The organism is Rhizobium gallicum bv. gallicum R602sp (assembly GCF_000816845.1).
In the GTDB taxonomy this organism is placed as follows: Bacteria; Pseudomonadota; Alphaproteobacteria; order Rhizobiales; family Rhizobiaceae; genus Rhizobium; species Rhizobium gallicum.
The window spans coordinates 1,095,441-1,114,496 of sequence record NZ_CP006880.1; the positions used below are offsets into that span (position 1 = coordinate 1,095,441).

The 19,056-nt window shown below is 58.0% G+C and carries 21 protein-coding genes and 1 riboswitch; of the genes, 9 read left to right on the plus strand and 12 right to left on the minus strand.

All coding sequences use genetic code 11. From position 1 onward, the window contains the following. Window positions 1–96 precede the first annotated feature (96 nt). Together RGR602_RS28355 and RGR602_RS28360 are read left to right on the plus strand one after the other, a co-directional pair. On the plus strand, window positions 97–720 hold the full coding sequence (locus tag RGR602_RS28355) for a TetR/AcrR family transcriptional regulator (protein ID WP_040115374.1): 624 nt from the start codon (window positions 97–99) through the stop codon (window positions 718–720). An 84-nt stretch (window positions 721–804) separates the two neighbouring features. Continuing rightward, window positions 805–993 carry a hypothetical protein gene (locus RGR602_RS28360; RefSeq protein ID WP_028740048.1) on the plus strand — a complete coding sequence of 63 codons (189 nt, stop codon included), beginning with the start codon at window positions 805–807 and terminating at the stop codon, window positions 991–993. Here RGR602_RS28360 and RGR602_RS28365 read toward each other — a convergent pair. Further along, the gene (locus RGR602_RS28365; RefSeq protein ID WP_040115375.1) at window positions 990–1,427 is read right to left on the minus strand and encodes a DUF1810 domain-containing protein; all 438 of its coding nucleotides are present in this window, start codon (window positions 1,425–1,427) and stop codon (window positions 990–992) included. The genes RGR602_RS28360 and RGR602_RS28365 overlap by 4 nt on opposite strands. 70 nt (window positions 1,428–1,497) lie before the next feature. Beyond that, complete coding sequence (locus RGR602_RS37735; protein WP_223844133.1) at window positions 1,498–1,812, minus strand: hypothetical protein; 315 nt, start codon at window positions 1,810–1,812, stop codon at window positions 1,498–1,500. A 227-nt stretch (window positions 1,813–2,039) separates the two neighbouring features. On the opposite strand from RGR602_RS37735, the gene RGR602_RS28370 reads away from it, so the two are divergent. The 3 genes from RGR602_RS28370 to RGR602_RS28380 are packed head-to-tail and all read left to right on the plus strand — an operon-like array spanning window position 2,040 to window position 5,137. Continuing rightward, window positions 2,040–3,410: an amidase gene (locus RGR602_RS28370; protein ID WP_040115376.1), complete on the plus strand. Its 1,371-nt coding sequence runs from the start codon at window positions 2,040–2,042 to the stop codon at window positions 3,408–3,410. Between the two features lie 24 nt (window positions 3,411–3,434). Continuing rightward, window positions 3,435–4,340, plus strand: a complete 906-nt coding sequence (locus tag RGR602_RS28375) for a sugar phosphate isomerase/epimerase family protein (protein WP_223844154.1) — start codon at window positions 3,435–3,437, stop codon at window positions 4,338–4,340. Continuing rightward, window positions 4,337–5,137, plus strand: a complete 801-nt coding sequence (locus RGR602_RS28380) for an HpcH/HpaI aldolase family protein (RefSeq protein WP_040115377.1) — start codon at window positions 4,337–4,339, stop codon at window positions 5,135–5,137. The genes RGR602_RS28375 and RGR602_RS28380 overlap by 4 nt, the downstream gene beginning before the upstream one ends. Here the strand turns inward: RGR602_RS28380 and RGR602_RS28385 are convergent. The 5 genes from RGR602_RS28385 to RGR602_RS28405 form a co-directional block, all read right to left on the minus strand. After that, window positions 5,134–5,814 (minus strand): spermidine synthase, encoded by a 681-nt coding sequence (locus RGR602_RS28385; RefSeq protein ID WP_040115378.1) that lies wholly within the window; start codon window positions 5,812–5,814, stop codon window positions 5,134–5,136. The genes RGR602_RS28380 and RGR602_RS28385 overlap by 4 nt on opposite strands. A gap of 100 nt (window positions 5,815–5,914) precedes the next feature. Continuing rightward, window positions 5,915–6,214 carry a hypothetical protein gene (locus tag RGR602_RS28390; protein WP_040116543.1) on the minus strand — a complete coding sequence of 100 codons (300 nt, stop codon included), beginning with the start codon at window positions 6,212–6,214 and terminating at the stop codon, window positions 5,915–5,917. Window positions 6,215–6,326: 112 nt separating this feature from the next. Next, window positions 6,327–6,968, minus strand: coding sequence for a ThuA domain-containing protein (locus tag RGR602_RS28395; RefSeq protein WP_040115379.1), 642 nt, complete (start codon window positions 6,966–6,968; stop codon window positions 6,327–6,329). A gap of 18 nt (window positions 6,969–6,986) precedes the next feature. Continuing rightward, a complete protein-coding gene (locus RGR602_RS28400) occupies window positions 6,987–8,087 on the minus strand; it encodes a Gfo/Idh/MocA family protein (protein WP_040115380.1) in 1,101 nt (366 codons plus the stop codon). 34 nt (window positions 8,088–8,121) lie between these two features. Continuing rightward, a complete protein-coding gene (locus tag RGR602_RS28405) occupies window positions 8,122–9,321 on the minus strand; it encodes an ROK family transcriptional regulator (RefSeq protein ID WP_040115381.1) in 1,200 nt (399 codons plus the stop codon). Window positions 9,322–9,529: 208 nt separating this feature from the next. Here RGR602_RS28405 and RGR602_RS28410 point away from each other — a divergent pair, with 208 nt between their 5' ends. The 3 genes from RGR602_RS28410 (at window position 9,530) to RGR602_RS28420 (ending at window position 12,693) form a co-directional block, all read left to right on the plus strand. Beyond that, window positions 9,530–10,837, plus strand: coding sequence for an ABC transporter substrate-binding protein (locus RGR602_RS28410; protein ID WP_040115382.1), 1,308 nt, complete (start codon window positions 9,530–9,532; stop codon window positions 10,835–10,837). A 76-nt stretch (window positions 10,838–10,913) separates the two neighbouring features. Next, on the plus strand, window positions 10,914–11,852 hold the full coding sequence (locus RGR602_RS28415) for a carbohydrate ABC transporter permease (RefSeq protein ID WP_040115383.1): 939 nt from the start codon (window positions 10,914–10,916) through the stop codon (window positions 11,850–11,852). Next, a complete protein-coding gene (locus RGR602_RS28420; protein WP_040115384.1) occupies window positions 11,845–12,693 on the plus strand; it encodes a carbohydrate ABC transporter permease in 849 nt (282 codons plus the stop codon). Before RGR602_RS28415 ends, RGR602_RS28420 begins: the two co-directional genes overlap by 8 nt. Before the next feature lie 13 nt (window positions 12,694–12,706). Here RGR602_RS28420 and thiD read toward each other — a convergent pair whose 3' ends face one another. Together thiD and RGR602_RS28430 are read right to left on the minus strand one after the other, a co-directional pair. Then, window positions 12,707–13,507 carry a bifunctional hydroxymethylpyrimidine kinase/phosphomethylpyrimidine kinase gene (thiD, locus tag RGR602_RS28425; protein ID WP_040115385.1) on the minus strand — a complete coding sequence of 267 codons (801 nt, stop codon included), beginning with the start codon at window positions 13,505–13,507 and terminating at the stop codon, window positions 12,707–12,709. A gap of 216 nt (window positions 13,508–13,723) precedes the next feature. Further along, a riboswitch (TPP riboswitch) is annotated at window positions 13,724–13,820 on the minus strand. Between the two features lie 205 nt (window positions 13,821–14,025). After that, window positions 14,026–14,646 (minus strand): FkbM family methyltransferase, encoded by a 621-nt coding sequence (locus tag RGR602_RS28430; protein WP_040115386.1) that lies wholly within the window; start codon window positions 14,644–14,646, stop codon window positions 14,026–14,028. A gap of 289 nt (window positions 14,647–14,935) precedes the next feature. On the opposite strand from RGR602_RS28430, the gene RGR602_RS28435 reads away from it, so the two are divergent. Beyond that, window positions 14,936–16,204 (plus strand): O-antigen ligase family protein, encoded by a 1,269-nt coding sequence (locus RGR602_RS28435; RefSeq protein WP_040115387.1) that lies wholly within the window; start codon window positions 14,936–14,938, stop codon window positions 16,202–16,204. Window positions 16,205–16,231: 27 nt separating this feature from the next. Here the strand turns inward: RGR602_RS28435 and RGR602_RS28440 are convergent, their stop codons facing one another. Genes RGR602_RS28440 through RGR602_RS28450 form a run of 3 tightly spaced genes read right to left on the minus strand, consistent with a single transcriptional unit; the run spans window position 16,232 to window position 18,888 of the window. Further along, a complete protein-coding gene (locus RGR602_RS28440) occupies window positions 16,232–16,930 on the minus strand; it encodes an HAD family hydrolase (protein WP_052451781.1) in 699 nt (232 codons plus the stop codon). Then, window positions 16,923–18,047, minus strand: a complete 1,125-nt coding sequence (locus tag RGR602_RS39540; protein WP_323808297.1) for an ATP-grasp domain-containing protein — start codon at window positions 18,045–18,047, stop codon at window positions 16,923–16,925. Before RGR602_RS39540 ends, RGR602_RS28440 begins: the two co-directional genes overlap by 8 nt. Further along, window positions 17,968–18,888, minus strand: coding sequence for a methionyl-tRNA formyltransferase (locus RGR602_RS28450; protein WP_063856019.1), 921 nt, complete (start codon window positions 18,886–18,888; stop codon window positions 17,968–17,970). Before RGR602_RS28450 ends, RGR602_RS39540 begins: the two co-directional genes overlap by 80 nt. Window positions 18,889–19,056: the final 168 nt, after the last annotated feature.

Here is a 19,056-nt window from a genome sequence, read left to right on the forward strand (position 1 = left end):
GTTCCGCTGACGCCGCCAGCCCTCTCGGCATTGACTTGTACGATCAGCGGTGTTACCGGTAAGTAACAATGCATTTGTTACCGATCGGTCACATCTATGTCAAGGACTTCGTCCGTAAAAAAATCCGAAACTTCGCATGAAATCCCAAAGGTGCTGACAAACGAGAAAATCCCGCCGAGGGAACGCATCGTCTCGACGGCTTCTGAGCTTTTCCGCGAACATGGCATCCGCGGCATTGGCGTCGATGCGATTGCAGATGCGGCGCTCACCAACAAGATGACGCTCTACCGGCATTTCGGCTCGAAGGACGAGCTCGTCTGCGAGACGCTGCGTCGCGCCTGCGAAAAGGCCGAAGCGATCTGGCGTGATCTCGAGGCAACGGCTCCGGGCAACGCCCGGGCGCAGCTCGACGCGTGGGTTCAGGGGCGGGCTGAGTGTCTGAACGGAGAGCCGGCCGGCTGCGATCTTGCCAATGCGGCGATCGAACTAAAGGGAGAGGGACACCCTGCCCATGAGGTGATCGAGCGCCATAAGGCCGAGCAACGTCAACGCCTTGAAGAGCTCTGTTCCGCCGCCGGGGCTCGGGAGCCTCAACTTCTTGCCGACACTCTGACACTTCTTTTGGAAGGGGCGCGCGTCACCCGGCAGGCGATGGGCAGCGACGGTTGCTGCAGCCACTTCTCAAAAGCCTGCAGTGCGGCAATTGCATCGCTCTGCTAAGCCCGGGGGCCATATCGGAACCTTTCCATCTTCGAGATCGTTTTCCAGCTTGATGAGGAAGGCAATATCGGAGCTGGTAGAGATATGAACTACACCTATCTCCATCGTCTGTATGCCAAGCGCGCCGAACTGGAATCCAAACTCGAGCTTCACGATGCGCGCAATTGTTTTGGCGAGGAAGAACTTGAGGATGGCACGCAGTCCGATCTGCGCGAGCGCCTCAACGAAATCTCCGACGAGATTGCAGCGCTGGAACAGTCTCCCGGCCGTTAAGTCGCGGCATTGAGGATCTCTATCGTCCGCTCGTCGAATTTTCCGCCGTAGAACCGATCGATCGCTTCATGAAACAGTGAACCTTGATCACTGACGGCAGCAAACAGCGTCAGTGAAGAGCGAAGTTTGAGATCATCCGGGGACCCGAAAATCTCGTGCGCCGTGCAACCTTCGACCGAGAGGGTCGCTTGGACGCAGCGAAGAAGTCGGCCGCCCAAAATGGGGTTGCTCAAATAGGCGGCAGCTTCCTGCGCTGAGCGGATCGCATATTTCTCGGCCATCGCCGACGAGCTTAGCCCGGCAACCTGCGGGAAGATGAACCACATCCAGTGCGAGCGCTTTCGTCCCTCGCCAAGTTCTTGCAGGGCCTGGTCGTATATCCCGTTCTGTGCATCGATAAAGCGCCCGAGATTGTAGTCGACGTGACCGGCCATGGTTTTTCTCCTTCTGGTGCGACGCGTCGAAGGCAGCTGACTTCCATGCAGTGGGCCTAGCGATCCGAAGTCAACACCTCTTCTCTGCGAAAGGGCTGTATTCCCGGCAAGAATCCAGGCTGCCAGAAGATGATGCGGGTGTCGCAGGCGCAGCAATAGCACCGGTCACCTCAGGCGATACCGAAGAATTAAGGTGCCCAGTCAATCCGGCAACACCGAGAAGGACCAAGGCGCCGACCACAAGCAGCCGTTCACCCAGAGAGAGCTTCTGCGCGTTGATGTGTTCCACGTAATCGCGCTCACCTTCGCTGGTGGCTTGTGCGTTTGTTGGGTGATGTGCCACCATATCGTTGTGGCGCGGGTTTAAAATATCGTGATGCGTCATTTTTATTGCTCCTGCGGCACAGCGGGACCGGGTGGATCAAAATATGATGCCCGTTGGGAGGCCCGCGTGTCGGGTGCATGTGGTCGTGCATGGGGCAGAGTTGAAGAGCCGATCTGCAAACTCAGTGTTCAGAAAATCAGACCAATCCGGATACCAGGGTAAACAGGCTGGTCCGCAGCGACGATCCGCGATAGGTCAAGGGGAACGATGCCTTTACGGATTCTCCCATGACCAAGCCATTCGGCGCGATGACTGTCGCGCAACTGTCGATCCTCATTCAGAGCGGCGCTGTTGACCCGGTCGAGGTCGTGCGGTCGATCTTCGAGAGCATCGAAGGCCATCCCGACAAGGCGGTCTTCACGGTGCTTCTAAAGGAACGGGCGATTGACGAGGCCAAAGCTTCCTCACTGCGCATCCGTAGGGGCCGCTCGCTGGGCGCGCTCGATGGTATCCCGATCGCATGGAAGGATCTCTTCGACATCGAGGGCCTTGCAACAACAGCCGGGTCGAAAGTGTTGGCGAGCACTGCGCCGGCGGCAAGCGATGCAGCGACCGTTATGGCGCTTAAGCGGGCCGGAATGATTGCGGTGGGGCGAACGAATATGAGCGAATTCGCCTTCTCAGGCCTCGGCATCAATCCGCATTACGGCACACCGCATAACTCCCACGGCCTTGACGTGCCGCGCATCCCGGGCGGCTCTTCTTCAGGGGCAGCTGTGGCTGTCGGCGCCGGCCTCGTACCGGTCGCGATGGGAACCGATACGGGCGGGTCAGTCCGTATCCCGGCCGCACTTAACGGCCTCGTGGGCTATAAGGGGACGCGCGGCCGATATTCCATGGACGGCGTCTTTCCCCTTGCAAAGAGCCTGGATTCGCTTGGTCCACTGTGCCGAACAGTCAGGGATGCCGTGTGGATCGATGCTGCGATGCGCGGCCTGACCTCATCCGAGGTGTGTGCCCGTCCGCTGAAGGGCATTGAGATTGCGATTCCCACAAATGTGGTCTTCGACGGCATCGAGCCGGGCGTTGCGGCTGCCTTTGACGCGGCGGTGGAACGGCTGGCGAGGACCGGGGCCATCATCAGCCACATGACGATACCCGCTTTTGACCAAACCTTGACTTCGATGACCCGTTACGGAGCGCTGGTAACCGCCGAAGCTTTCGCGCTGCATCGCGAGCGCCTGGCCGGCCCGGAGGCTGCGGGCATGGATCGTCGCGTTGTCATGCGCACGCGTCTTGGCGAAAAGACAGGAATGCCGGACTATATTGCAATCCTGGAGATTCGCGAGCGGCTCATCGCCGAATGCAAGCGGCTGATCGGCGACCGGCTGCTTGCATTCCCGTCCGTCGCCCATGTGGCGCCGCCGATCGCGCCTCTGGAGATGGATGACGACCTCTTCTTTGCGACGAACGCCAAGACACTGCGAAACACGGCGCTCGGCAACTTTCTCGATTGGTGCGGCGTGTCGATCCCGTGTGGCGCCGGCGATGCCGGGATGCCGGTCGGCTTCCTGTTGTCGGCGCCGGCCAATGGCGACGACGTGTTGCTTGGTGCCGCACTTTCTGCAGAAGCCGTCATTCGCGGCGATTTCGTTTGAAGGACAAAGCCTTCAATGCCTAGGATGGGAACAAACGAGGGGGCGATGATGGGGCAGGCTTTGCCGAACGGCCGTTTTGCAGTTTCTACATGGTCGTTGCATCGCCTCCTTGGACCGGTTTATCGCTATAGTCCTGATCCGGAAAGAAGTGCTGCGCGCCAGGAACCCTACGGCCCGGGTATGGCCTCTCTGATCGAGTTGCCGCAGCAACTTGCCGAGCGTGGCATTCACCGGCTTGAGGTCTGCTCCTTTCACCTGCCGAGCCTTGAGGCCGGTTATCTCGATGACCTCCGCGGTGCGATGAAGGCATCGGGCGTGCTTTTTCAGACCCTCTTGCTTGAGGATGGCGACCCGAGTGCGGCTGATCATGCCAAACGCGACGCAGCGTGGATGGCCGGCTGGATCGAAAGGGCGGTCGTGGTGGGAGCACAGAACTTACGCGTAATTGCGGGCAAGCAGCCGCCAACCGAAGAAAATCTGAGCCGGGCTTTGAAGCATCTGAGGCAGCTGGCGAAGGAAGCCGATGGCAGCGGGGTGCGCATCGTCGTCGAAAACTGGTTCGACCTTCTGCCTTCGCCTCGGCAGATGAACTGGCTGCTGGACGGGCTTGAGGGTAAGGTCGGGCTCAATGGCGATCTTGGCAACTGGACTGCGCCCGAAAAATACGCGGACCTTGCCGATATCATGTGCCGCGCGGAACTTTGTCATGCGAAGGCGGATTACAATGCCTCCGGTCTGGATGCTGCTGACTACCTCATGTGCCTGGAGGCTTGCGGCGCTGCGGGTTACGTCGGTCCGTTCACGCTGATTTACGATTCACCGTTTTTCGAAGACGAGTGGGACGGAATCTTGTTGCAGAAAACATTCATCGAGGAATTTCAAGATCGGCAAACACATGCTCGCCTGAGCAGTGAATGGAGAACGACATGACGGAGACACCGGCAATCGACAGTTTCGCGGACAGGATCAGGACAGACGGGCATGCAGGCCTGGTTTCCGCCTGGATCGGTATACCCGAACCGTTGGTCGTCCATCATCTGGTGCAGGAAGATTTCGATTCCGTCGTGCTCGATATGCAGCATGGCATGTGGGATATGGCTTCAGCATCGAATGCCGTTACGCAATCCCGTTCTGCGGGAAAACCGGCAATTGCGCGCATTCCGGTTGGCGATTTCGCTTCGGCCTCACGGCTGCTCGATGCTGGTTGCACTGGCATCATCGCGCCAATGGTCAATTCGGTCTCCGATGCAAAGGCGCTTGTGCGGTTTGCCAAGTATCCACCGCTTGGCGAGCGAAGCTGGGGACCGACGCTGGCACTCAACCACATGAAGCTCTCGGCAGATGAATACCTGCGCGCCGCCAACCGGCTGACGCTGACGATTGCGATGGTGGAGACGCGGGCAGCACTTGATGCCGTCGACGGCATCCTTGGTGTCGAAGGCATCGACGGCGTCTTCGTCGGGCCGTCCGATTTGTCGATTGCCCTTTCAAACGGTGCAAGGCTTGCGCCGGACACCGACGAGATCGACAAGGAACTCGCGCACATTGTGGCGCGGTGCCGAGCACACAAGAAATTCACCTGCGCCTTCGGCAGCAATGGCAAGCGTGCTGGCGAGCTGTTGAGGCTCGGTTGCGATCTTGTCGTTGCGAGCGCCGATACGACGCAGCTGCGCGCTGGCGCCGCCAGTGCGATCGCCGCGGCCCGGACGTTTGCCTCCGGCCACTAGGCGGACGATTTTACAGCAAGCCAGATGACGTGGCGCGCCCCGCCGCGCTTACCGTTGGCGCGTGTATTGACCATGTCCACCGAAAAGCCGCTGTCGCGCAGCTTGCGGCTGAAGCTCGCATTGGGGCCGGAAGACCAGACGGCGAGAACGCCGCCAGAGCGCAGGGCTTCGCGGGATGCTCGCAGGCCGTTGAAATCATAAAGCCTGTCGTTGGATTTGCGGGTCAGCCCGTCCGGCCCATTGTCGACGTCGAGCAGGATTGCGTCGAAGCCTGCTTTGACTGAGTGGATCGCCTCTGCGACGTCGCCTTGATGGATTAAGACGCGCGGATCCTCGAGGCATCCCTTAAAAACCTCCGCCATTGGCCCTCGTGCCCAGGCGACCACGGCCGGAACCAGCTCAGCGACAACCACTTCGGCGTCCGCGGGTAGGACCGCGAGCGCTGCGCGCAAGGTGAAGCCCATGCCGAGGCCGCCGATGAGGACCTTCGGGCGTCTGTGGCCTTTGATGCGATCCCAGGAAAGCGTTGCAAGCGCTTCTTCAGATCCGCTGAGACGGCTGTTCATCAGTTCGTTCGAGCCGAGCATGATGGAGAATTCGCGGCCTCGCTGCTTCAGGCGCAATTCTCCGCCGTCCCCGGGGATGATCGTGGAGTCGAGCTGTATCCAAGGTAGCATTGCGGCAAGGCCTCACGGAAATTCGTGGTCTCCACTAACACGAAATGCATGCCAGCGAGATAGAAATTGGCGTGGCGGCTTTGCTGCGCCCTCGGTTGTCCTATTGCGGGCACGCCTGGCCATAGCGGCTTGTCTTGCCTGCAACGCCGCGTTTGGGCGGTGGGCAGCGCCTGACATCAGTCGGGCCGGTGTGGCGCGGTATGACGACATCAACACTGCCGGTTTCTACCGGATCAAGCGGAATGACGAGACCATTCGTCGTTGGGCTTTCCGGCGAGGTTCCGAGAGGAGGAGTGCCGTCAATGCGCCCGGTATAATCCGTGCCCATATTGGATTGCGCCAACACGGGACCGGCTATGCCGAGAAAGACAATCGAAGTCACCGCGAAAATCGTGCGCATGATCAAAATCCTTTCGAGCTGATCAACGCGGCAACAACGGCAAAGGCGGCCATTTGTTCCGGACCGTTCCGATCACATCGCAGAGAGCGCTTCGCCTTCTAGGCCAGCGGGTTTAGCGTGCTGCCCAATTGGCGCCGCGCCGGAAGATAGACTTCATCTGCGGCACGCCGAATTCCTTGGACTGATGGCCGAGCGAGGAATAGAAGACGCGGCCTTTTCCGTATTTCCGCTTCCAGACGACCGGCATTACCACGCCGTCAATCCAGTAGGCATGATCACCTGTGAACGTCGTCGTCGCGAGCACCTCGTTCGAGGGGTCGACATGCATGTAATATTGCTCCGACGTATAGGAAAAATCGCTGATCCCTTCCATGACCGGGTCGTCCGGCCGCGTGATATCTACCGTGTAGTCGATGATGTTGCCCGGATGGGCGACCCATTGGCCGCCGATGATGAACTGGTATTCGACGCACTCGCGGAAGCTGTCGCCAGCACCGCCGTGATAGCCGGCGATGCCGACGCCGTTTTCGATCGCAGCAGCGAGATTCTTGATCTCTTCCTTTTCGATCTTCGACATGGTGACGATTGGCACGACGAGGCTCATATCATGCACCGACGGATCGGCGAAGGCTTCGGTGCTGTGCTCGACATAGACCTTGAAGCCGTCCTCCTGAAGCATGTCCTTGATGATGGCAGCGCATTCCTGTGGCTCGTGGCCGCTCCAGCCGCCCCAGACAATCAGTGCTTCGCGCATGTTCTTTCCTCCTGAATACTACTTGCCCAACCGTCCATTGATAAGGGAATCCGACAGCGGCGCCGGGCGCTCCGTCTCTGTGGCGATCGTGACCGTGCGGCCGGTTTCGGAGGCCGCGTGAAACGCCTCCATGACTTCGAGAACGTGCAGCGCGAGGCTGCCGTTTGCCCGGTGCGGGCGATTGGAACGGATGGCATGTGCAAGATCTGCAACGCCGAGCGAGCGGTAGTTGCCGTCTGCGTAAGGCGCAGTCAGTTCCTGCGGTTCGAAGCTTCCGCCCTTTTTCAGAAGCTGCACCTCGCCGCCGAAATGGTTGGGGTCCGGAACGATCAGCGTGCCTTCCGTGCCATAGAGTTCAAGCGGCACGTGCTTGTGCCCGGCGACGTCGAAACTCATGCCAATCTGAACGACCGCCCCGTTGGCAAAGGCCATGATGCCGACGACATGGGTTGGCACGTGCACGGGAATATGCTCGCCGCTGTGCGGCTCGCTGGTGATGATACGCTCCTTGCGGGGCGCAATCGCAAAGCCCGCGACCTGCGCTACCGGTCCGAAGAGATTGAGGAGATCGGTGATGTAATAAGGTCCCATGTCGAGCATCGGCCCGCCGCCGACCTCGTAGTAGAAGGCCGGGTTCGGGTGCCATCGTTCGTGGCCGGGGCACATGAAGGTGGCCGTGCCGCCGACCGGCTGGCCGATCACGCCCTTGTCGATCAGGGCACGCGCCGTCTGATGCCCGCCGCCGAGGAAGGTATCGGGTGCCGCGCCGATGCGAAGGTTTTTCGCTTTCGCGGCTTCAGCGAGCTTTTTCCCTTCCACGAAACTAATTCCGAGCGGCTTTTCCGAATACGTGTGTTTTCCTGCTTCAAGTGCCTGCAGGCCGACTGCCACATGCGCTTTCGGTATTGTTAGGTTGACAATGACTTCGATCTTTGGATCAGCAAGGAGCTCGTCGATGTTTTTCGCCGGGACGTTGAATTCGGCGGCTTTTGCCTCCGCCAGCGATCGGTTGAGATCGGCGATGCCGCGGATATCGAGGATCGGGAAAGAGGCCATGGCCTTGAGGTATGCGCCTGAAATATTGCCGCATCCGATGATGCCGATGCCGACTCTCTCCATGATTTCCTCCCAATCGATTTTACAGTTACAGCTTTTACAGTGCCGGCCCCGTCGTGTTCCAAGGAGACTCGTAGAGTTCGTAAAGGGCAACGGCTGCCGCACCTTGCGCCCAGAAATCGTCTGTGGAGTCGTCGAAGATGAGTTCGGTGACGCCCTTTAAGGATGGTGGGATCGCAAGTGCATAGGCATCGCGCAGGCTGTTCAGAAAGGGCTCGCCGAGCGCCAGGCTGGAACCGACGAGGATCACACGCGGCGGGGCAAAGAGCGTGACGATGTTGGCAATCGTCAGCCCGACGGCCTCGCCGGCGCGGACGGCGGCGCCGATGAGGACATTGTCCTCCGCCTTGATCAGCGCCTGAGCATGGGCCATGCCGCGGCCGAGACGGATTGCTTCCGCAAAACGCCCGTCGGCCTGCTGTTCGCCAAGGATTGCACTTTCGCCAGCCCGGCTCGACAGCCGCACGGTGCCCTGCGACCCCGTGCCGAGCACGAGATCGCCGAGATTGTGGCTGAGGCCGCCGGCACCGCGGAAGAGTTGATTGCCATGCAGCACGCCAAGCCCGAGCGTCTGTTCCAGGGAGATCAACACCATATCCTCGAGATCTCGCGCCTTGCCGAACCAGTGATGAGCAAGGGTGATTGCATGTGCATCGCTTTCTATGATGGTCGACGTCCCAAGCCGCGCAGTCATCTCCGAGGCGAAATCGACATTCGTATCCCGAAAGATGGGGCTGCTGCGAACATGGCCAGTGCGATGCTCGATAACGCCCGGAAGCCCAAGGCAAACGGTATCGACATCTTCCAGCGACAAGCCGGCATCCACGACGCAGCGGCGCACGCCATCCTCCACCAGGTCGGCGATGACTGTGATCGGCTGCCGGTCGATGCGGATAGGCAGGGTGAGTTTCGAAAGCACGTCTCCGCGGAAATCGGTGAGGACGAAAACGAGCCGGCTTGCGGCAATTTTGGCACCGACGACGCGCGCGGCATCCGGGTTCAATTCCAGCATCACACGGGGACGGCCGCGAGCCCCCTCGTTGCGGATATCGCCTTCGTGGCGCGGCAAAATGAGCCCGTCATCGAGAAGCGAGGCGGTAATTGCCGATACCGTCGTGGTCGAAAGTTCGGTGCGTTCGCTGATCTCTACACGTGCGATCGGTCCGTGGCGGCGGATCGTGTCCAGCACGTTCAAGCGATTGATCGCGCGCATTAATTCAGGATCTGCGGTCTTCATGAAAACTAGCCGGGCAATCGCTTTGCTTCAGGGCTCAGCCCCGATTATTTTCGACGGGATACGAATTAAATAACAAACAGTTTGCGGATGCTGTCAAGCAGATTTGCCAAAAATTTGCTCTATCGGGTTGACATCAGTCAGAGCTGCGTTGAATTATTCCGCATAGGGGAAAAATTAGTGAGGACGTTGGCCCCCGGGAGGAAAATCCATGACGTATATTCGCACGAATGCTGCTCTTCGCGCCAAGCGCATCGCATTTCTGGCCGCTGCCGCAGGCATTTCCGTGATGCTCGGAGCCGGTGCAGCCTGCGCAACAACGGTCGTAAAGTGGCTGCATCTGGAGCTCGATCCAGCTTACGTGGCCAAGTGGGAGGAAATTGCCAAGGCTTATGAAGAAAAGCACCCGGATGTCGACATCCAGATGCAGTTTCTCGAAAACGAGGCATTCAAGGCAAAATTGCCGACGCTTCTCCAGTCCGACGATTTACCGGACTTCTTTTTCAGCTGGGGCGGGGGCGTCCTCAAACAACAATCTGAGACCGGTGCGCTTCAGGATGTGACAGCCGCGCTCAATGCGGATGGCGGCAAGCTGCGCAATGCCTATAGCGCCGCCTCTGTCAGTGGTCTGACCTTTGACGGCAAGGTCTGGGCAATGCCATACAAGGTCGGACTCGTCAGCTTCTTCTACAATAAGGAGCTCTTTGCAAAGGCTGGCGTGAAGGCCGAGGATATCAAGACCTGGGCCAGCTTTCTCGAAGCCGTGAAAAAGCTCAAGGACGCCGGCATCGTGCCGATCGCAGGTGGCGGCGGCGAAAAATGGCCGATCCACTTCTATTGGAGCTATCTCGTCATGCGCGAAGGCGGAGAAAAGGTCTTCGATGCTGCCAAGAAAGGCGAGGGCGAAGGCTTCTTGGATCCGGCGATCATCAAAGCCGGTGAGGATCTTGCCGAACTCGGGAAGCTTGAACCCTTCCAGCCTGGCTATCTGGGTGCGACCTGGCCGCAAACGCTGGGCGTCTTCGGCGATGGTAAGGCCGCTATGATCCTCGGTTTTGAGAATACCGAAGCCAATCAGCGCAAGAATGCCGGTGACGGAAAGGGACTTTCGCCGGAAAACATCGGCCGCTTTAACTTCCCGGCCGTAGAAGGCGGCGCCGGTAAGGTAACCGATACTCTGGGTGGTTTGAACGGCTGGGCGGTAACCAAGAAGGCTTCCAAGGAAGCAATCGATTTTCTCGCCTTCCTGACGAATGCAGAAAACGAAAGATCCATGGCCAAAGCCGCGATGCTTCTGCCGGTGGCCGTCGGCGCCGATGATGGTGTGACGAATTCGCTTCTGGCTCAATCCGCCAAGCAACTCGCCGCCTCGACCTGGCACCAGAACTATTTCGATCAGGATCTCGGCGCTGCCGTTGGCCGTGTCGTCAATGACGTCTCCGTTGAAATCGTCTCCGGCCAGATGAGTTCGCAGGATGGCGCCCAGCAGATCCAGGACGCCTTCGAACTGGAGCAATAACCCCTCCGCTTCCTTTGTCCCGGCGCCTTCTCAACAGGTGCCGGGATCGAACCAGGCGCATGCGAAGGCAAGACAAATGGCGAATATTTCCATTTCATCGGCGATCGGTGCGGCAAGACCGGTCAGGAGCGCGACCAGAAACCGCAGTTCGGCCGCGCATGACCGCTGGGCCGTACTTCTGCTCTTTCTGCCGCCGGCTCTGCTGCTTTTTACGCTCTTCGTCATCATGCCGATGGGCGAGGCGGCCTGGTACAGCCTCTATAAGTGGAACGGCTACGGCATGCCGACGGAGTTCATCGCGCTCCGCAACTTCCAAGTCCTCTTGCGCAACGCCGCCTTCACACAGGCGCTTGTCAATAATGGGCTCATTATTCTGATATCCATCGCCATCCAGGTTCCGCTGGCGATCTGGCTGTCGACGATGCTGGCCCACCGTATCCCCGGCGTCGTCGCCTTCCGCTTGATCTTCTTTCTCCCCTACGTTCTTGCCGATGTCGCAGCTGGCCTGATCTGGCGCTTCGTCTATGACGGCGACTACGGGCTCTTTGCCGCAATCTCGAACTTCTTCGGTTTCGCGACCCCCTATGTGCTCGCCGACAAGGATCTCGCCATCTACGCAGTGCTTGCCGTTATCGTCTGGAAGTATTTCGGCTTTCACATGATGCTCTTCATCGCCGGCCTGCAATCGGTCGACAAAAATGTGCTCGAAGCAGCTGAGATCGACGGGGCGACAGGCTGGCAGAAGTTCCGCTATGTGACACTGCCACTGCTTGGATCCACGCTGCGCCTTTCCATCTTCTTTGCGGTCATCGGTTCGCTGCAGCTCTTCGACATGATCATGCCGCTGACAGGCGGCGGGCCATCGAATTCGACGCAGACGATGGTGACTTTCCTTTACACCTACGGGGTCATGCGCATGCAGGTTGGTCTCGGCAGCGCCGTCGGTGTCGTCCTCTTCATCATCTGCATGTCACTCGCCTTCGGCTACAAGAGGATTTTCATGCGCAATGATTGATACGAGCTCCACCATTCGCATGCCGCTGCAGACGCGCGTTTATCTCTACGTGTCGCTGACGTTGATTGCGGCGCTGGTTCTCATACCGTTGCTGACGACGGCGCTCGGCGGTTTCAAGACGCTGGGCGACCTGCGCACCAATCCCTTTGGGCTCCCTACAGAGTGGCAATGGTCGAACTATACCGATATCCTCTTCGCGGAGCGATACTGGCTGCAGATCTTCAATTCGTTGGTAATTGCAGCGCTCACGGTCTCTCTCACGCTGATCGTCTCGTCGATGGCCGCCTTCACCTTTGCGCATGTCCGTTTCTTCGGCTCGTCGTTCCTGCTGAACTATTTCCTGCTCGGCCTGATGTTTCCGGCAGCAACGGCGATCCTGCCGCTCTTCATCCGCATCCGCGATCTGGGTCTTCTCGATACCTATTGGGGCGTGGTGCTGCCGCAGGTCGCATTCGGCCTCGGCATGAGCATTCTGCTTTTCAGGAATTATTTCAAAAACCTCCCGGAAGAATTGTTCCAGGCGGCCTTTGTCGACGGTTGCGGCTATCTGCGCTTCTTCTGGTACATCTCGCTACCGCTTGCGCGGCCGATCATTGCAACCATCAGCATCATCTCCTTCGTTGGCAGCTGGAACAGTTATATCCTGCCGCTGATCATGCTGAATTCGGAATCGAAATATCCGTGGCCGCTCGGCATCATGGTCTATCGCGGCGAGTATGGCACCGAATGGCAGCTGGTGCTCGCCTTCATCACGCTTACCATCCTGCCGACGGTGATCGTGTTCTTCGTGGCCCAAAAGCATATCATCGCCGGTCTGACCGCTGGCGCCGTGAAGACCTAAGCAGACCCGTGCATCATGGCCAGAGCTGATGAAAATGCTGAACCGGACCATGGCCCGAACCGACGCTGAGCGTGCCGGCTTTGGCAACGGCGGCAGCCAGGTAATCTTTGGCTGTCGCGACCGCGGCCTCGAGCGATCCGCCCTTTGCGAGCTCTGCTGCAAGCGCGCTCGAAAGCGTGCAGCCGGTGCCGTGCGTGTTCTTGGTCGGAACGCGTGGCGCTTCAAACCAGGTAATCCCGCTTTCGCTTACCAGGACGTCAGGGCTTTGCATCCCGCCAAGATGGCCACCCTTTACGAGAACGGCAGAGGGACCGAGCCCACGCAGCTTTTCCGCTTGCCGCTCCATTGCATCTCGGGTCCCTGCAACCGGCTCTCCGAGCAGAGCGGCGGCTTCTGGCAGATTGGGGGTAAGAAGAGTTGCGAGCGGCAAAAGCCGGGTCTTGAGAAAATCGATGGCTTCAACATCTAGGAGGGCAGCACCTCCTTTGGCAATCATCACCGGATCGAGCACGATCGGTATGCCGCAGTGCGGCAAGAGCGCATTGGCGACAGCTTCGGCAATCGGTGCATTGGCGATCATGCCGATCTTCACCGCATCGACGCGGATATCGGCGAAGATCATGCCGATCTGCTCGGCGACGAAGTCAGCGGGAACTGCATGCACGCTGGAAACGCCCTGGGTATTCTGAGCCGTCAAGGCGGTCAAAACGGCCATGCCATAGGTGGCGCGCGCCGAACAGGTTTTCAAATCGGCCTGGACGCCCGCGCCGCCCGAAGGGTCGGAGCCGGCAATGGAAAGAACGTTACATATCATGCGCGTGCCTTTCGGATTGCGTCAGTCATGGTCGCGAGCTGCACAAGCGCGTCAACGAAACGCCTGAAATGGATCCAGACCCGATATTCATCGCGACGTAGTCGGTGATGATTGCACGAGCAGCGGCGTCGCGCCCCTGGCAGCGAGTGTCCGGGTGAACTTCGTATCGGCATCTGCCCCTTTCCGGCGGGGCAAATGCGCGGGGAGCCGGACTGAACAAGGCTCCGAGCGACTCCCTCCGCCAGCATTATCCGGTTCAGGTTCGAAGGGTACTTCTCAGCCCGTCTTGCAACGAACGCCCCTGTCTCTCATCGCGGTCTTCATTGCAGACAAATCTCTGTCTGTCACCCCTAAAAAAAGCATGGCTGTATTGCCTGACGTCAGATCCCGCTACCAACATCTGCGCTTTGAGAGCCTTATGAGCGAAGGCGGGAATAACGACGTTTTCATGCCGCTCTTGTATTTCGGCAAGCGGCGGAGTTGAAAGCTTCGATGACGGGATGACGAGAACGAACCCCTCAATGCTGCGATACTTGTTGGGACGCTCCGGCGCGTTCGGCCGGAATGCACACCCACTCGGGGCGACTGCGATCATGAATTGCGTAATCGTTTTCGCTAAATATCCTGGCTACATCGTCAAAATTCTCGGTAACTTCCACCACTATAAGTGGCCTTATATTCGCCAGACAGTGCGAACTGCCGAGAAGCACACGGTGTTCGGCACCCTCCACATCTATCTTCAGCAGCGCCGGACGAAGGCCCGTCTCTTCCAAGAACGTGTCAAGCTGCATCATCTCGACCGTGACGGATTCCATCAGCGCATCGCTGAACGCATTTTCTCGGTTTTGTTCAAAATTTTTATAGTTTTTGTCCAATGAATTGTTCTGGCCCGATAGGCCTTCTATCCAGAATTCCACGGGGCCATCGAGATCTCCACACGCGGCCTCAACGATTTTAATGTTCGCAAAGCGCTCTGTATTGGTTCGAAGATATGGCAAATTGTTGGGCCCAGGTTCGAAAACGATAACAGTACCGTCATTGCCAACAATCTTTGCTAAATGAACCGAAAGATAGCCGATATGGCCGCCCAGCTCGACAACGATATCTCCGGGCTTTGCAAGCTCGGCGAGCGTCTTCATGATATGCTTCTCGCGGTGCTTCCCTTTGAACCAATATCCCCGATGTCTATACAGGTTTAATCTTATGGGCGCATCGCGCCACCAATGATGGCGCACGGTAATATCGCGCGTTCCCCAAGTGCGAAGGAAATGTAGTGCAACTCGCCGCAGAGGACGGTATCTCGCCAGACTTCGCAGCGGCATCGTACGGTCTCCGATCGAAGATGATTGAAGGACAAGCTCTCCAAGCTTGGAAGTTACTTCACTTTTTTGCGTTTTAGAATACCTTAAACAGACGGAGGCGTTGGCGATGAGCTTAAATGACGTTACATCGGCTGATAAAATCGATGAACGTGCAAAGGGGCATGGACAACCTTCGGTCGCGACAATTTCGCAATCTTTGGAATTATATGCATTCTTTGCTGCTATATTTCTATGCTCGATGAATTATTTTAGAAGTGACTACATTTATTTCACGCTTGCAGATCTGTCTTTTTTTCTTTGCTTTTCCCTCGCTGTTGCGAATGCGAATATTGTCGTCGATGTAATTGGCAAGCTGAGCACGGCCGCCTGGTGTTTTGGGCTTGCCTTGCTGCTTTTGGGATTGACAGCAAGCAGCATCGTAAGCCCCGCGCCGGAACGGGGACTCGTGGTCGTCCTGCAGTATTTCTACGCGTACTTTATTGTGCTGCTTTTGTTTGGTGGAAGGAGCTATGACGAGCTCTTAGTGGCCGCAAAGATTTATGTCTTTTCGATATTTATAATTTGTATACACGGTATTTTTCTCATTCATGTTCTCGGAGAGACAAATACGCAGTTCGTCACCGGGAGCGGACGCTTTAACGGATTGATGGAAAGAGAAAATGCGTGCGCCGCCGTTATTGCGCTCGCAATTCAGGTCCTGCTTCTGCTCGTTTCCTTAAGAAAATTAAACAGGTTGCTCGCGCTTTGCGCGTTTATAGTCATGACCTACGGTCTTCTTCTGACTGGCTCTAATACCGGGCTTATTGGCTGCGGGATAGGCATTGCGATCTTTCTCTTGTTCAATCTTACGTGGAGAACGGTTGTGCCTGCCGCCGCTCTCTGCCTCTGCATTCCACTTGTCGCGATTACACCGTTGCGCGACTATCTGCCGGACGTTTTCCAAAAACGCGTGCTTACCGCTGTCGATACAGGAGACATCAGCCAGGCGGGAACGTTTGGTCGTCGCTTTGAGCTCATACAGGAGGCGGCCGGTCAAACGGGCTCCACGCTTTTGCTCGGGATTGGAGCGGATCAGTACCGAGTGAGCAGCGCCGTACAGAGGCCCGTACACAATATCTACCTGCTTCTTTGGACGGAGGGGGGCCTCATCGCGGCCCTTGGCTTTGCCGTCATGGTGATCAGCCTCTTGGGACCGGCGCTTGCGGCTAGTCGCATCAAGAACGGCCTTCCGTTCGCGATCTGCATCTTTGCGACAGTTGCGGCGTTTTTGGCTATGGGCAACGCAATGACTCATATGTATGGACGTTTTTGGCCGGTTCCGCTGCTTATTCCTGCCGTTCTAGCGCAGGCCTTTGTGAAACGATCGCAAGCGTAGTCCCTTGGGAGGGGTCGTGATTGTAAATTATGGCGCAGTGCGGAGCGTCGCGAGGCACGCGTCGAGATCAAGTAGACTGGTTATCACCGCATCGGGTCTCTGGTCAGGCTTGGTGGCGGATGCCATGTGGATGCGGCCGATCCGGGCAATCTGGATCGTCCTCCATCCCAGACGCCGCGGAGCGATAAAATCCTTGGCGGGATTGTCAGCTACGTAAACCAGCTCCGCGCACGGCACTCCTGACCATTCTTGGATAGCCTCGAACGCCCGCGGATGCGGTTTCCAAAACTTTGGGCCCCAGACATCTGTATAAATGATGTGGTCTAGAATCTCCTCAAGGCCCAGCGCCTTGACCTTTGCCATTTGTGTTGCTGCGTAGCCGTCGGTTATGAGGGCCAGGCGCGCCTTCCTCGCAGGATTGCAAAGATATTCCAAAGCATCGGGGGCCAACGCTATGCGTGGATGATGTTGCCGGTAAACTTCAATTAGCTTTGCAGTCAACGTCCGGTCCCCGGCCATGCCTGCAGCGGCGAGCGCTTCGTCGAACACGCGTGAGCGTCTGCCCGTAGCAAAGATTGCGTGGCAATGATCAGCGAAATTCGCAACGCCCATTTCTCGATCCAGCCACGCGGACGCGGCCTCGAAACCACTCTTGGCAAAGTCGCTTTCGAGATAGAGTGTGTCATCCAGATCGAAGACTAGAACACCACCTCGTGGTTCACACATCTTCACCATCCACGAAGATCGCTTCGTCGTAACGCAGCATCAACACGCCCGAATGCCAGTTGTCATGACAGCTTGCAGGTAAGCCCGAGACTTCCTCGAGCAGCCATTTTGCAAAATGCGCGCCCGCATGATCAGCCAGAGGATAGCCTCCTCCGAACCGTGCGTTGATCTCGATCACTTTGGGGCCGACAGCGCCGTCGTCCATAATCTGAAAGCAGAACGCACCCCTGAGGCCCGGCAGCGCAGCGACGATATCATGCGCGATGCGGGAATGTCGCGGCTGGCGCTCGGTGATGCCTTTTTCGACCTCGCCGGCTCTGACACGAACGCGACGATGTGTAATGGCTGTCTGTAGTCTGCCGCGCACGTCGACAAAGCCGTTGACCGTGTATTCCGCGCCGGTCAGATTTTCTTGCACAATCATCGGTTCGGTGACCTTGGCGGGCAGCTCATCTCTCGAACCGGCGACGCTGATCGCGCGGCTGGCGCTTCCAGACCGCGGCTTTACAAATACCGGCCAAGACCATTCGCTGGTCGCGGCGAACTGCTCAAGTGCGATGGTGCGCGGGACGGGGACTCCCGCCGCCTCAAGCACAGTCATCGTTTCAAGCTTGTCGCGAACGATGTCGACCACCGCCGGTTGGCTGACATGAACGCGACAGCCAAGTGCCGCAAAATCGTCCATCGCCCCTGCGAGAGCCGGGAGTTCGGGATCGATCGTTGGAACGATCAGATCGATTTTTTCACGCGATACAATTTCTTGCAGCGCTGAAACGAAGCCCGGATCGTCACAGGCTGGGACAGCATAGCTCGTATCGGCGCATCGGCAGGCCGGGCTCATTCTTGGATCGAGATCACATGCCACCACCGTCAGGGATATGCCGATCTCTTTCGCCGCCCTGCGAAAGCAGTCGATGAGAGCGACCCGTCGACCGGCGGATGAAACGAGGATCTTGATCGCTGCTGACGTCATCCCGTATCCCTTTAGGCGTCTGAAGCGGCGACGGCTTTTCCAGACTGAACTATGCTTATTGCGATCAAGCCTTGAGCGAGGACACGGACCGCAAATGGCTATGCGTCCGCAGCCGCGATGTTTGAGGACGCCAAGCGCTGACATCAACACAATTGCCGTCGCCACACATGACGAGAAAACCGGTGGCGCTGACCGTTTGAATTTGTCCCGGAAGGCCTATGTAGCGATCCGGGTTGGGGAATAGATCGGCTGCATCGATATATATCCTCTCGCTTCCAGAATGGGTAAAAGCGCCGGGGTAGGGGTCTCCGACCGCACGTATGAAGCGCGTGATGTCAGCGGCTGGCAGGCGCCAGTCAATCAAGCCGTCTTCAGGCCGGCGCCTCGCGCAATAAGAGGCCTTTTCATCATCCTGAGGGATCCTTGGCGCGTTGCCGGACTCGACCATCCTGACGGCCTGGGGGACCATTTCTCGAATATTCAGCAGATGCTTTTCGTATAGACTGCGGGCGGTATCATTATCGGCTATGTCAAAGAGGCGCTGAAGCAGGATCGGTCCCGAATCCACGCCGTCATCAAGCCAGAAAAGGGTCGATCCCGTCGTCTTTTCGGAGCGAAGAATGGTCCAAGGTATTACCCCCCGCCCCCTTAGTCGTGGAAGGGCGGCGGGATGAAAGCCGATCGTTCCGATGCTTGCAAGCTCGCGAAATGGGCGCCCGCACATTTGGGACCATCCGACGACTAGGGTCACATCCGGACCGATACTGGCAATCTTCGCCAGGGTCTCCGCAGAGTTCACATTCGTCGTATAAAAGAACGAAATGCCGCTCGCGCGGCCCATTGAACTGAGATCGGCAAAATCCGAGTGACGATCAGCAGCGGTTGGCGGCAGGGTTACGACAAGCGCTGGCGGTCGCTCAGAGGATACGAGCGCTGCAAGGGCGACTTTTGAACCTTCCACTGCTCCGACGAGAACGATCCGCATTCTGGGGCCACGACATCGAGTTATGCCGAGCGAGGCTACGGGCTCGGTCATGTTATATCAAGCAAGGCTTGCCTTCACGGGAGGCTCTTTAGAAGGTATAAAAACACGAGCACGCAATTCCTGTCCAGAGGCCTTGCGGGCGCTGTCGTCTTGCCACGCGCTGAGGGG

What these genes read in the sequence shown, in the direction of transcription:
- RGR602_RS28415 (WP_040115383.1), top strand. Translation starts at nt 10,914, where the DNA reads ATGGCGAATATTTCCATTTCATCGGCGATCGGTGCGGCAAGACCGGTC.
- RGR602_RS28405 (WP_040115381.1), bottom strand. Translation starts at nt 9,321, where the DNA reads ATGAAGACCGCAGATCCTGAATTAATGCGCGCGATCAATCGCTTGAAC.
- RGR602_RS28360 (WP_028740048.1), top strand. Translation starts at nt 805, where the DNA reads ATGAACTACACCTATCTCCATCGTCTGTATGCCAAGCGCGCCGAACTG.
- RGR602_RS28435 (WP_040115387.1), top strand. Translation starts at nt 14,936, where the DNA reads ATGAGCTTAAATGACGTTACATCGGCTGATAAAATCGATGAACGTGCA.
- RGR602_RS28395 (WP_040115379.1), bottom strand. Translation starts at nt 6,968, where the DNA reads ATGCGCGAAGCACTGATTGTCTGGGGCGGCTGGAGCGGCCACGAGCCA.
- thiD (WP_040115385.1), bottom strand. Translation starts at nt 13,507, where the DNA reads ATGATATGTAACGTTCTTTCCATTGCCGGCTCCGACCCTTCGGGCGGC.
- RGR602_RS28410 (WP_040115382.1), top strand. Translation starts at nt 9,530, where the DNA reads ATGACGTATATTCGCACGAATGCTGCTCTTCGCGCCAAGCGCATCGCA.
- RGR602_RS37735 (WP_223844133.1), bottom strand. Translation starts at nt 1,812, where the DNA reads ATGACGCATCACGATATTTTAAACCCGCGCCACAACGATATGGTGGCA.
- RGR602_RS28380 (WP_040115377.1), top strand. Translation starts at nt 4,337, where the DNA reads ATGACGGAGACACCGGCAATCGACAGTTTCGCGGACAGGATCAGGACA.
- RGR602_RS28370 (WP_040115376.1), top strand. Translation starts at nt 2,040, where the DNA reads ATGACCAAGCCATTCGGCGCGATGACTGTCGCGCAACTGTCGATCCTC.
- RGR602_RS28430 (WP_040115386.1), bottom strand. Translation starts at nt 14,646, where the DNA reads ATGAAGACGCTCGCCGAGCTTGCAAAGCCCGGAGATATCGTTGTCGAG.
- RGR602_RS28355 (WP_040115374.1), top strand. Translation starts at nt 97, where the DNA reads ATGTCAAGGACTTCGTCCGTAAAAAAATCCGAAACTTCGCATGAAATC.
- RGR602_RS28450 (WP_063856019.1), bottom strand. Translation starts at nt 18,888, where the DNA reads ATGCGGATCGTTCTCGTCGGAGCAGTGGAAGGTTCAAAAGTCGCCCTT.
- RGR602_RS28440 (WP_052451781.1), bottom strand. Translation starts at nt 16,930, where the DNA reads ATGTGTGAACCACGAGGTGGTGTTCTAGTCTTCGATCTGGATGACACA.
- RGR602_RS28385 (WP_040115378.1), bottom strand. Translation starts at nt 5,814, where the DNA reads ATGCTACCTTGGATACAGCTCGACTCCACGATCATCCCCGGGGACGGC.
- RGR602_RS39540 (WP_323808297.1), bottom strand. Translation starts at nt 18,047, where the DNA reads ATGTCAGCGCTTGGCGTCCTCAAACATCGCGGCTGCGGACGCATAGCC.
- RGR602_RS28375 (WP_223844154.1), top strand. Translation starts at nt 3,435, where the DNA reads ATGGGAACAAACGAGGGGGCGATGATGGGGCAGGCTTTGCCGAACGGC.
- RGR602_RS28420 (WP_040115384.1), top strand. Translation starts at nt 11,845, where the DNA reads ATGATTGATACGAGCTCCACCATTCGCATGCCGCTGCAGACGCGCGTT.
- RGR602_RS28365 (WP_040115375.1), bottom strand. Translation starts at nt 1,427, where the DNA reads ATGGCCGGTCACGTCGACTACAATCTCGGGCGCTTTATCGATGCACAG.
- RGR602_RS28400 (WP_040115380.1), bottom strand. Translation starts at nt 8,087, where the DNA reads ATGGAGAGAGTCGGCATCGGCATCATCGGATGCGGCAATATTTCAGGC.
- RGR602_RS28390 (WP_040116543.1), bottom strand. Translation starts at nt 6,214, where the DNA reads ATGCGCACGATTTTCGCGGTGACTTCGATTGTCTTTCTCGGCATAGCC.